Source organism: [Flexibacter] sp. ATCC 35103 (assembly GCF_001975985.1).
In the GTDB taxonomy this organism is placed as follows: domain Bacteria; phylum Bacteroidota; class Bacteroidia; order Flavobacteriales; family Flavobacteriaceae; genus Flavobacterium.
Genome location: NZ_MTQF01000005.1, coordinates 83,001 through 95,755 on the forward strand (window position 1 = coordinate 83,001; position 12,755 = coordinate 95,755).

The window sequence follows — 12,755 nt, forward strand, 5'->3', positions numbered from 1 at the left end:
AACCCGATGTCGTCAAAGAGAATCCGTATGATGCTAACGTTCCGAAGGAACGATTTATATTGTAGCGTCGGGTTTCAACCTGATGTACACATGCGAACAACGGAGGAGATCAACCCGATGTTACCAAAGAAAAATGTTCCGTCAGGAACAATTCATTGGTAAATCATCTAATTTTGTTTGGATGAAATTAAATTAAAAATGGAACAGAATGAATTATATCCAATATTCTTAAAACTTCATAATCTGAATGTTTTAATTGTTGGAGGAGGAAATGTAGGATTAGAAAAATTGTCTTTTTTATTAAAGTCAAGTCCTAATGCAAATGTTGAGGTCGTAGCGCCAAATTTCCATTTAGAAATAAAGGTTTTGGCAGAAAAGCATCCTTCGATTACATTAACAAAATCGAAGTTTAAAAAGAAAATGCTCAAAAAACGTCATATGGTAATCGCTTGTACCGATGATTTAAAAGTCAATAAAAAGGTATATGATTTATCCCGAAAGCGTTATTTGATTTGCAATATTGCCGATACGCCAGATTTGTGTGACTATTATTTAGGCGGAATCGTAACAAAAGGAAATGTAAAAATCGCGATTTCAACTAACGGAAAATCACCAACAACAGCCAAAAGATTGCGGGAGTTTTTCGAAGAGGTGATTCCTGAAGATATCAATCAAATGGTCGAAAACCTCAATGAATATCGAAAGACACTGAAAGGCAATTTTGAAGACAAGGTTAAAAAAATGAACGAGATTACGGCGTCATTGAAAAATAAAGAATAGTAAGAGTTCCGAAGGAACGGTCAATATTGTAGCGTCGGGTTTTAACCCGATGATTCCGGAAGATATCAATCAAATGGTTGAAAATCTTAATGAATATCGAAAAACATTGAAAGGTAATTTTGAAGATAAGGTTAAAAGAATGAACGAGATTACCGCTTCATTAAAAAATAAAGAGTAAAAAATCCCCCAAAGAAATCAATGATAAAAATCATTGAAATTAGAATAAATTATTCGTTTCTTTGTGTTATTAAGAATGATTATAAACAAATACCATAATGATTAAAACAGATATACTTATAATTGGAGCAGGACCAACAGGTTTATTTGCCGTTTTCGAGGCAGGATTATTAAAATTAAAATGTCATATTTTAGATGCTTTGCCACAAGCAGGAGGACAACTTTCAGAATTGTATCCTAAAAAGCCTATTTATGATATTCCTGGTTTCCCGGAAGTTTTAGCAGGAGATTTAATTGATAACCTTCAGGAACAAATTAAACAATTTGAGCCAGGTTATACATTAGGAGAACGTGCTGAAACAATCGAAAAACAAGAAGACGGATCGTTTATAGTAACATCAAATAAAGGAACTAAATTTCACGCACCGGTTATTGCTATCGCTGGAGGTTTAGGAAGTTTTGAACCACGTAAACCACTTATCGAGGATATCGAGTTTTATGAAGATAAAGGAGTAAAATACTTCATTAAGAATCCAGAGAAATTCAGAGATAAAAGAGTTGTAATTGCCGGAGGAGGAGATTCAGCTTTAGACTGGAGTATTTTCCTGGCAAATGTAGCTTCAGAAGTAACTTTAATTCACCGTAGAAACGAATTTAGGGGAGCTCTTGATTCAGTAGAAAAAGTACAGGAATTAAAAACTTCAGGAAAAATTAAACTAATTACTCCTGCAGAAGTAATTGGTATTAATGGAGCTGAGCACGTTGAGTCATTAGATATCGAAGAAAACGGAGCACACCGTAAAATCGAAACAGATTTCTTTATTCCACTTTTCGGATTGACACCAAAATTAGGACCAATCGCTGACTGGGGATTAGATATCGAGAAAAATGCAATCAAAGTAAACAACGCATTAGATTACCAGACAAATATTCCGGGAATCTTCGCTATTGGTGATGTTAATACATATCCTGGAAAATTAAAATTGATCCTTTGTGGCTTCCACGAAGCAACTTTAATGTGTCAGGCAGCATACGCAATCATCAATCCAGGTAAAAAATACGTATTGAAATACACAACAGTTTCTGGTGTAGACGGTTTCGACGGAACTCGTAAAGAAGCTCCAAAAGCAGTTGTTAAAGCAATTGTTTAATTTAAGTTGCTAAGGTTTTTATATAGAAAGCTCAAACTTTTAGTTTGGGCTTTTTTTATTCATCAAGAAGAATCCCAGAGGGATAAAATATTTATAGAAAAGAAATTATTCGTTTGTAAAAGAGCTCCAGCGGAGCGAAATATATGTCGCTCCGCTGGAGCTTTATTGTGGGGGATAATTTTTCTATAAATATTACGCTCCGCCGGAACTAAATCATATAAAAGATGAAAAACTTAGAACCTTGGTATCTTAGCCCTTCAGCACCTTCAAAAAAAGAGTACCTTTGTAATTATAAAATTTGATTATCATGAATTTAGAGGCTAGAAAATATCAATTTATTCAAGAGTTAGTTAAGGTGCAAGATGAGAGTATTTTAGAGAAACTGGAATTGATTTTAAAAGCAAATCAAAATGATTGGTTTGATGAATTATCAGAATCGGAGAAAAACGAAATTCAAATTGGATTAGATCAAGCCGAAAAAGGTGAATTTACCAGTCATGAAGATGTTATGAAAAGGTTTTCGAAATGGCATTAAATTTTATTTGGACTTCACAAGCTATAAAAGGTTTTGATGAAGTTGTTGATTATTAGGAAGCAAAATGGACTGTAAAAGAAATTTTGAACTTGGAAAATAAAATCCAGCAATAAATCAAATCAGTCACGATCCAGAACAATTTCCAAAATCTGAAAAAAGCGCATCACTACATAAAGCAATTGTAGACAAAAATAATTATTTAATTTATAGAGTAAACAAGGAATCCAAATAGTATTGAGATTATCAATTTTAGAGGAACAAAACAAAAGCCTAAACATTAAAGTCAATTTGTAAACTAAAAAGTTAGGACTGCTACCTATAGGGATTTAATCATAAAAGATTTTATAAAGAAGCTCAAACTTTTAGTTTGGGCTTTTTTATTCACTGATTATTGAGAATCCGAGAGGGATGATATATTTATAGAATAGCATAATTGAGTTTTTAAATAGAGCCCCAGCGGGGTTAAATATTATGTTTAAAACATGATCGATATGTCGCTCCGCTGGAGCTTTATTTTGTGGGGGATAATTTTTCTATAAATATTACGCTCCGCTGGAGCTTTCTATAAGAATGATGTTTTTTTGCTATAAACATTAAGCTCCTCCGGATCTTTTAATATAATCAAAGTATTAAACTGAGTATCTTAGCCTTTCAGCCCCTTTAAAAAGAAACTTAGACCCCCAGAATCTTAGCCACTTAGAAACTTTAAAAAACACTTGCAATTGTTCAGGTTATGTCTTTACTTTGCACTGTTCTTAAAATTACTGAAAGTTATCACGAAAGGCGGAGGGAAAGACCCAATGAAACCTTAGCAACCCTTTATCATAAAGAAGGTGCTACATTCTACTTTGTACTAATCATAGTATCTAAGATAGATAACACAAATACATAAAAGTATTTCTCAAAACACTTCCTGACAACTTACAATATAATTTTACCGAATTCACTTTGGTATCATGAGCGAATCATTGACGATTTTTTGCCGTCAATCGTTCCCGCTTTTCGTTGCAATCTTTTGCTTTTTAAAGAAAAAAGCAAAAGGATTTCCACTTCAATCGGGGCTAATGAGCCAACAATAGTGAATTTTTGGAATTAATGTGAATCAAAATCGTATTAAAACCGACAGGTTTTTAAAGCGAAAATTATAATTAAATAAAAACTTAGCAACATAGAACCTTAGTGTCTTAGCAGCTAAAAGTCAAAAGATATGTCAATAACAATTCAGGAAGCAATAAAAAAAAATATCCTAATCCTTGATGGAGCAATGGGAACAATGTTGCAGCGCTATAATTTCTCCGAAGAAGATTTTCGTGGAGAGCGTTTCAAGGATTTTCCGCATCCATTAAAAGGAAACAACGATTTACTATCCATAACACAACCACAAGCAATTCGCGATGTCCACGCCGCTTATTATGAAGCGGGTGCAGACATCATAGAAACCAACACATTTTCAGGAACCACAATTGGTATGGCCGATTACTTCCTGGAAGATTTGGTTTACGAGTTAAACTACGAATCGGCTAAAATCGCACGAGAAGTAGCTGACGAATTTACAGCCAAAAATCCGGACAAACCTCGTTTTGTAGCCGGTTCAATTGGCCCAACAAACCGTACGGCAAGTATGTCACCAGATGTAAACGATCCGGGTTACAGAGCCGTAACGTTTGATGATTTGCGAATTGCGTACAAACAACAAGTAGAAGCCTTAATGGATGGAGGATGCGATTTACTTTTGGTAGAAACCATTTTTGATACTTTAAACGCAAAAGCAGCACTTTTTGCAATCGAAGAAGTAAAAGACGAACGTAATCTTGATATTCCAATTATGGTTTCAGGAACTATTACAGATGCTTCAGGAAGAACACTTTCTGGGCAAACTGTTGAGGCGTTTTTGATTTCAGTTTCACATATTCCGTTATTGAGTGTAGGATTCAATTGCGCTCTTGGAGCCGATTTGTTGAAACCATACTTGAAAACATTGTCGCAACATACAAGTTTTAATGTTTCGGCGCATCCAAATGCTGGTTTGCCAAACGCTTTCGGACAATATGATGAAACACCGGAACAAACTCAGGCTTTAATCAAAGAATATTTAGATGATAATTTAATCAACATCATTGGTGGTTGTTGCGGAACAACTCCGGATCATATTCGATTAATTGCTGAAGTTGCGAAGGATTATAAGCCGAGAGTTCCTTCTGCGGTAATGTAAATATAAACGAGAAAAAATTGTTGCAAATTTTTGTTGGTAATTAAGGGAAGTTGGATTTATTTCACTCTCAATTACAATGAAAAATAAAAGACTAACTATTATACTATGAATACTAAAAGTTACTTTGTTGGATGGTTAACTTGTTTAAGTTTGATTTTTTTGAGTTGTTCCAATTCTGATGATGATTCTAAGAATATCAATTCTGACAAAAATTGCACTCAAACAGTAAATATTCCAGATGCAAACTTTCAAGCTAAATTATTATCTGCTACTGCAGACTTAAATAATATTGTGGCTTCCAATTTAGAAGGTTTTGTAACTAAAATTGATGCTAATAATGATGGGATTATTCAAGTTTGTGAAGCCGAAAACATTAGTGAACTGATTGTTGATAAATCAAATATTAGTTCATTGGAAGGCTTGCTTGCCTTTCGAAATCTTAAATACTTATCTTTTAGGAGTAATAAAGTTAAAGTTTTAGATGTTTCAAGTCTAAAAAAACTACATACAGTATATTGTGAAAATAATAATATCACTAATATAAATGTACAAGGTTTGACCAACTTAAAATTTCTTTGGTGTAGTCAAAATGAATTAACTTCCTTAAATTTAAGTTCATTGCCGTCACTTGAATCTGTGTATTTTGAATCAAATAAAATTAGCAGTTTCAACATTGAAAACTCAAATAAAATTAGTGATCTAAGAGGTTCAAATAATTTATTAACTACTTTAACAATTGGACATTTAAAAAATTTGAGTTACTTATATATATCTTATAATTTATTGACGTCTTTGGATGCTAACAATTTAAAAAATTTAAGTTCGTTGCAGTGTTCTAATAATAAGATGACCTTTTTGAATGTTTCAAATTGTATTAGTTTAATGGATATTTATTGTGATAATAATGTTTTATCAGATTTAAAATTAAGTAATTGTAGTAAGTTGAATTTTATAAGAGGCTACAATAATAAGTTAACCACAATCGATTTAAATGGTTTGACAGCATTAAAAAATTTAGATATATCCAATAATCTTTTATCCAGTTTTGATGCACGTTATTGCCCTCAACTTGATTATTTAGATATTTATAATATGGCAAATTTACAATCGATGGTGTTAAAAAACGGAAGTAATTTGAACAATTACTATTTTGGAAATAATCCCAAACTTACCTCTATCTGTTGTGATGTTTCTGAATTGGCAGAAGTTCAAAATCAAGTTAATTTTTGGGGATATAACTGTACTGTTAGTACTAATTGTTTTTAAAATTATAAGAGCTAGTTAATATAAATACTTGGTTAGTGTTTGCAAAGATAGTATTGCTTAAAAAAAAAGAGATATATAATATATAATATTGCTTTGTTTCTCGCAATGCCAAATTGTAACACAAAACTGCGTGAGGGATAGAAGTGGTTAGCCCACAGCCTGACCAAGGAAGTGCGAGGACTATGAACGAATAGCCCGGTTCGCCGCGGCGAAACACGCCCAAAATAAGATTAAAAATAGTAAAGTGAGATTGCTTCGTTCCTCGCAAAGACAAGCAAAACGTTGAAATAAAAGTTCCAGAGGAACGAAACATATTGTAGCAATGGAATTTATTCCGTTGAAAATTGAAAAAAGAAATGGCAGAAAATAGAAGAGACCTTGTATTAGCAGGATTAGAACCGTTGATTATTACGCCTACGAGTGTTTTTGTAAACATTGGGGAACGTACGAATGTAACGGGTTCAAGAAAGTTCCTTCGTTTAATCAAGGAAGAGAAGTATGATGAGGCACTTGATATTGCAAGACAACAGGTAGAAGGTGGAGCGCAAATCATCGATATTAATATGGATGAGGGAATGCTTGATGGGGTTCAGGCAATGACTAAATTTTTGAATTTAATTGCATCAGAACCGGATATTTCGAGAGTGCCGATTATGATCGACAGTTCGAAATGGGAAATCATTGAAGCAGGTCTAAAAGTAGTACAAGGAAAAAGTGTTGTAAACTCGATTTCGTTGAAAGAAGGCGAAGAAGCCTTTATTCACCACGCCAAATTAATTAAACGTTACGGAGCGGCGGCTATTATTATGGCTTTTGACGAAGTTGGTCAGGCGGATAATTTTGACCGAAGAGTCGAGATCTGTCAGCGTTCGTATGATATTTTGGTTAACAAAGTTGGTTTTCCGCCGCAGGATATTATTTTCGATTTGAATATTTTCCCCGTTGCAACCGGAATGGAAGAACATCGCTTAAATGCTTTGGACTTTTTTAGAGGTACAAAATGGGTTCGTGATAACTTGCCTCATGCGCATATTAGTGGTGGAGTAAGTAACGTTTCGTTTTCTTTTAGAGGAAACGATACGGTTCGTGAAGCGATGCACTCGGTGTTTTTATACCACGCGATCAAGAACGGAATGACAATGGGAATCGTAAATCCGGAAATGCTTTCGATTTATGATGATATCCCTAAAGATTTATTAGAACACGTTGAAGATGTAATTCTTGACCGACGCGACGACGCAACAGAAAGACTTTTGGATTTTGCTGAGAACGTAAAAGGTGAAGTAAAAAGTGATGAAAAAGCGATCCAAGAATGGCGTTTAGGAACGGTTCAGGAGCGTATTACGCATTCATTGGTAAAAGGAGTTGACGCTTTTATCGAAGAAGATGTAGAGGAAGCACGTTTAGCAGCAACAAAACCTATTGAAGTTATCGAAATCAATTTGATGACAGGAATGAACGTTGTTGGAGATTTATTCGGAAGTGGAAAAATGTTCTTGCCTCAGGTTGTAAAATCGGCACGTGTAATGAAAAAAGCCGTTGCTTATTTATTGCCTTATATCGAAGCAAGCAAACAAGCCGGAGATAAACAAGGAAACGGAAAAATATTGATGGCAACTGTAAAAGGTGACGTTCACGATATTGGTAAAAATATTGTTTCGGTGGTTTTAGCTTGTAACAATTATGAGATTGTAGATCTTGGTGTTATGGTGCCTCCGGAAAAAATTATTGCCGCTGCGATAGAACATAATGTGGACATTATTGGTTTAAGCGGATTGATTACACCTTCGCTTGACGAAATGGTTTATTTAGCCAAAGAATTAGACAAACAAGGAATCAAAATCCCGATTATGATTGGTGGAGCTACGACTTCGCGTGCGCATACAGCTGTGAAAATCGCTCCGCAATACAGAGAAACTGTAATTCACGTAAACGATGCTTCGAGAGCTGTTACCGTGGCAGGAAACCTGTTAGATCATAATCGTAAAATATATGCAAGTGATATTCGTGCAGAATACGATGCGTTTAGAGAAACGTTTTTGAATCGTTCGCGAGACAAAAACTTCCTGACGATCGAACAAGCGCGTAAAAATAAATTACAATTGGATTGGGACGAATATACTCCGACTAAACCAAAGTTTATTGGCAAAAAAATCATCGAAGTAGAACTGGATGTTTTGGTTCCGTATATCGACTGGACACCATTTTTCAGGACTTGGGAATTGTTCGGGAAATATCCGGCGATTTTAACGGATGAGGTTGTGGGAACTGAAGCAACTTCGGTTTTTGCAGATGCTCAGGCAATGTTGAAAGTGATTTTAGCTGAGAAAAAATTATCTGCAAAAGGAATTTACGGAATTTTCCCTGCGAATCAAATTGATGATGATGATATTGAATTGCGTGATGAAAACGGAAAAGTGTTAGAGAAATTCTTAACGCTCCGTCAGCAATCACAAAAAACAAAAGGTGCGTCAAACATCGCTTTATCTGATTTTATCTTACCAAAAGATTCTGGAATTACAGATTATATGGGAGCATTTTGTGTTACAACAGGTTTTGGTGTAGACGAATGGGCAGCCGAATTCGAAAAAGATCTTGACGATTATAATTCGATTATGGTTAAAGCATTAGCCGATCGTTTTGCAGAGGCTTTCGCCGAATATCTACATGAAAAAGTACGTCAGGATTTCTGGGGTTATGATGCTGAAGAATCACTTTCGACAGAAGATTTGATCGAAGAAAATTACAAAGGAATTCGTCCTGCGCCAGGATATCCGGCTTGTCCGGATCACCTGGAGAAACCAACAATTTGGAAACTCTTAAATGTAGCCGACGAAATTGGAGTAACCTTGACAGAAAGCATGGCGATGTGGCCGGCTTCATCGGTTTCAGGATATTATTTCGGGAATCCTAAAAGTAAATATTTCGGACTCGGAAAAATAAAAGAAGATCAGGTAGTAGATTACGCCAAACGACGCAATGTACCAACAGATTACGCGATGAAATGGTTAAACCCTAATATAGCAGATTAAATTAGTTGATGGTTGATGGTTTTTTGTTGATAGATTCTGCTCTATTCAATAACTATCAACTGACAACTATTAAACTAATAAAATGGAGTACAATAAATTAGAGGTTTGGTTAGCAGCCAGGAAATTAGTGAATTTGTTATATGATTCATCTAAATTGTTTCCGAAAGATGAATTGTTTGGTTTGACAAATCAAATGAGAAGAGCTGCGGTTTCAATTCCATCAAATATTGCTGAAGGTTGTGGACGACAAACATCGAAAGATACAATACATTTTCTTCATATTTCAAGAGGATCATTGTATGAACTAGAAACACAATATTATTTAGCATTTGACCAAAAATACATAGATGAAAATAATTTCAATATTGCTTTTGAACAAATCCAAACTTGCAAAAAGCTATTGAATGGGTTTATTAACTATTATAAAAAAATAATATAGTTGAGGTTGCTATTTTAAGTTGCATATAAACTATCAACAATCAACCAAAAACTATCAACTACTAAAAAAATGAAAGTAACAGAACATATAGAAAACGCCAAAGGAAAAACATTATTCTCATTTGAAATTATTCCGCCTCAAAAGGGGAAAAGCATTCAGGAGTTATACGATAATATTGACCCTTTGATGGAATTCAATCCACCTTTTATTGATGTAACAACTTCACGTGAAGAATATATTTATATTGATAAAGGCAACGGACTTTTAGACAAAAAATTAACTCGTATGCGTCCGGGAACGCTTGGAATTTGCGCTTCTATAAAACATAAATACAATGTAGATACTGTCCCTCACGTACTTTGCGGAGGATTTACAAAAGAAGAAACCGAATATCTGTTAGTAGATTGTAACTACTTAGGAATTGATAATGTGATGGCTTTGCGTGGTGATGCCATGAAAGACGAGCAATATTTTATGCCAAAAGTAGGAGGAAACGATTATGCGATTGATTTAGTAAAACAAATTAGTTTATTAAATCAGGGAAAATACCTTCATGAAGTAATGGATGCTGATAACAGAGCCAATTTTTGTATTGGAGTTGCTGGTTATCCAGAGAAACATTTAGAATCTCCATCATTGCAATCAGACTTAAAAAGACTGAAAGAAAAAGTTGATGCCGGAGCCGATTATGTGGTAACACAAATGTTTTTCGACAATTCAAAATATTTCAAATTTGTAGAAAAAGCAAGAGAAATGGGAATTACAATTCCTATTATTCCTGGAATTAAACCTATTGCAGTTCAAAGACATTTACAGGTTTTACCTCAAATTTTCCGTATCGATTTGCCTGAAGATTTAATTCATGCCGTAGATTCATGCAAAAATAATGCTGAAATCAGACAAGTGGGTATCGAGTGGGCAATTCAGCAATCGCTAGAATTAAAAGCGGCCGGAGTTCCAGTTTTGCATTATTATTCAATGGGTAAATCTGAGAATATTCGCCAGATTGCGAGCCATCTTTTTTAATGTCATTTCGAGGAACGAAGCAATCTCATGCTGCATATATTTTTAGTGCTTATGTTAGTGTGGTTGCTTCGTTCCTCGCAATGACCCAGCGGCTTGGGGTTTGGATTTTTAAATTTGGAATTTAATTTTTACCATTATGAAACAAGAAGAATTACAAGCAATAGCTTCTCAGTTAAAGCATCCAACAGGAGAAAAAGGAATCGAAATGGGTAACATGATGAATGAAACCAACATCAACATGACGCATCATTCGATTCAAAATCTACATATCGAGTCTGGGAATTTAATTTTAGAATTAGGTCACGGAAACGCAGGACATGTAAGTTTTATATTTGAACAAGCAGAAAATATTAAATACTACGGACTTGAAATGTCTGAATTAATGTTTCAGGAAGCACGCCAGATCAACAGAAATTTTGTCTCTCAAAAACAAGCCTTCTTTTCGATTTATGATGGAAATATAATTCCGTTTGAAGATTCATTTTTCAATAAGATATTTACAGTAAATACGATTTATTTCTGGCAGGAACCTGAAAAATTGCTTTCAGAAATTTATAGGGTTTTACAGCCAAAAGGAATTTTCTGCATCACTTTTGCCGAGGAAAGTTTTATGAAACAACTTCCTTTTACTCAATTTGAGTTTGATCTTTACAGTACTGAAAAAGCTGAAAAATTGGTTCAAAAAACAGCTTTCAAAATAATCAACAAAGAAACTTTAACAGAGAAAGTAAAAAGTAAGACTGGTGAATTGGTCGACAGAGCTTTTACTACTTTAGTTTTAGAAAAATAAGAAAAGAAAGTATTCTATATTTCGAGTTCTTTTTTTGACTACTTTAATTGATTTTTATTTCATGTTTCTTTTTTGAATCGTAATACTTTAAATTTATGGAGGTTAAAAAAATCAATTTTCTCAAAAGTTACAGTAGTATTCTTTTACTTCTTGGCGGAATCATACTTGGAAGTATTTTGGGTTTAGTTTTTGGAAAAGATGTTGAGGTTATAAAACCACTTGGCGATATTTTCCTGAACTTACTTTTTACAGCAATTATTCCGCTTATTTTTTTTACGATTGCTTCGTCTATTGCCAATTTAGAAAAAACAGAAAAATTAGGAAAGCTTTTTCTAATTATGCTCGCCGTTTTTTTAGGAACAATTCTTATTTCGGCTATTGTAATGATAGTGGCGGTTTATATATTTCCAATTCATCAGAGTATTATAATTTCTAAAGTTCCTATAGAAAATATTCAATCCGGAAGTATTGGTGATCAAATAGCAAGATTGGTTACAGTAAATGATTTTTTCGAATTATTGTCCAGAAAGAGTATGTTAGCTCTTATAATCTTTTCGTTTTTGCTAGGATTTGCCAGTTTGCAATCTGGAGAAAAAGGAGCTGGTTTTAGAAATTTTCTCGATTCCGGAAACGAAGTCATGAAGCAGCTTCTGACAATGATTATGAAATTGGCACCAATTGGTCTGGGTGCTTATTTTGCTTATCAGGTTGGCGTTTTTGGCCCGCAATTGTTTGGTGCTTATGCAAAACCATTAGGTGTTTATTATGCAGCATGTACTTTTTATTTCTTTGTGTTTTTTAGCTTATACGCTTTATTAGCCGGAGGTAAACGCGCATTTGTGGTATTTTGGAGTAACAATATTACGCCCTCTTTAACTGCGATAGGAACCTGCAGCAGCATTGCTACAATTCCGGCAAATCTTGATGCTGCCGAAAAAATGAATATTCCAAAACATGTCAGGAATCTCGTTATCCCAATTGGAGGGCCTTTGCATAAAGATGGTTCGAGTATGTCTTCGATTTTAAAAATTACCGTTCTTTTTGCCATGTTTGGAAAAGATTTTACAGATCCTTTGACAATACTTCTGGCTTTAGGAATTACAGTAATTGTATCGATTGTTGAGGGCGGAATTCCAAATGGCGGATATATTGGAGAAGTTTTGGCTATTACGGTTTATGGATTGCCAATGGAGCAAGCTTTGCCTGTAGCAATGATATTAGGAACGCTTGTTGATCCAATTGCTACTTTATTAAATGCAAACGGTGATGTGATTTGTTCTATGATGGTCTCCCGTTTTTCTGAAAAAACCAAGTGGTGATACAAAATTTTCAAGGCAAATCTTTTTT

10 protein-coding genes and 1 riboswitch are annotated in these 12,755 nt (G+C 34.3%); all 10 genes read left to right on the forward strand.

Annotated features, from left to right (window positions below; all coding sequences use genetic code 11):
- The first annotated feature begins 198 nt into the window (after positions 1-198).
- On the forward strand, positions 199-780 hold the full coding sequence (locus BXU01_RS11505; protein WP_083693350.1) for a bifunctional precorrin-2 dehydrogenase/sirohydrochlorin ferrochelatase: 582 nt from the start codon (positions 199-201) through the stop codon (positions 778-780).
- Between the two features lie 275 nt (positions 781-1,055).
- The gene (locus tag BXU01_RS11510) at positions 1,056-2,108 is read left to right on the forward strand and encodes an NAD(P)/FAD-dependent oxidoreductase (RefSeq protein ID WP_083693351.1); all 1,053 of its coding nucleotides are present in this window, start codon (positions 1,056-1,058) and stop codon (positions 2,106-2,108) included.
- A 307-nt stretch (positions 2,109-2,415) separates the two neighbouring features.
- Complete coding sequence (locus BXU01_RS11515) at positions 2,416-2,643, forward strand: hypothetical protein (protein ID WP_083693352.1); 228 nt, start codon at positions 2,416-2,418, stop codon at positions 2,641-2,643.
- A 768-nt stretch (positions 2,644-3,411) separates the two neighbouring features.
- Positions 3,412-3,525: riboswitch (SAM riboswitch) on the forward strand.
- Between the two features lie 325 nt (positions 3,526-3,850).
- Positions 3,851-4,855: a homocysteine S-methyltransferase family protein gene (locus tag BXU01_RS11525; RefSeq protein WP_083693353.1), complete on the forward strand. Its 1,005-nt coding sequence runs from the start codon at positions 3,851-3,853 to the stop codon at positions 4,853-4,855.
- A gap of 105 nt (positions 4,856-4,960) precedes the next feature.
- On the forward strand, positions 4,961-6,121 hold the full coding sequence (locus tag BXU01_RS11530) for a leucine-rich repeat domain-containing protein (RefSeq protein ID WP_083693354.1): 1,161 nt from the start codon (positions 4,961-4,963) through the stop codon (positions 6,119-6,121).
- Positions 6,122-6,477: 356 nt separating this feature from the next.
- Positions 6,478-9,153: a methionine synthase gene (gene metH, locus BXU01_RS11535; RefSeq protein ID WP_083693677.1), complete on the forward strand. Its 2,676-nt coding sequence runs from the start codon at positions 6,478-6,480 to the stop codon at positions 9,151-9,153.
- A gap of 82 nt (positions 9,154-9,235) precedes the next feature.
- Positions 9,236-9,592 (forward strand): four helix bundle protein, encoded by a 357-nt coding sequence (locus tag BXU01_RS11540; RefSeq protein WP_083693355.1) that lies wholly within the window; start codon positions 9,236-9,238, stop codon positions 9,590-9,592.
- Positions 9,593-9,661: 69 nt separating this feature from the next.
- A complete protein-coding gene (metF, locus tag BXU01_RS11545; RefSeq protein ID WP_083693356.1) occupies positions 9,662-10,618 on the forward strand; it encodes a methylenetetrahydrofolate reductase [NAD(P)H] in 957 nt (318 codons plus the stop codon).
- 136 nt (positions 10,619-10,754) lie between these two features.
- Complete coding sequence (locus BXU01_RS11550) at positions 10,755-11,408, forward strand: class I SAM-dependent methyltransferase (RefSeq protein WP_083693357.1); 654 nt, start codon at positions 10,755-10,757, stop codon at positions 11,406-11,408.
- Positions 11,409-11,503: 95 nt separating this feature from the next.
- Positions 11,504-12,727, forward strand: coding sequence for a dicarboxylate/amino acid:cation symporter (locus tag BXU01_RS11555; protein WP_083693358.1), 1,224 nt, complete (start codon positions 11,504-11,506; stop codon positions 12,725-12,727).
- Positions 12,728-12,755: the final 28 nt, after the last annotated feature.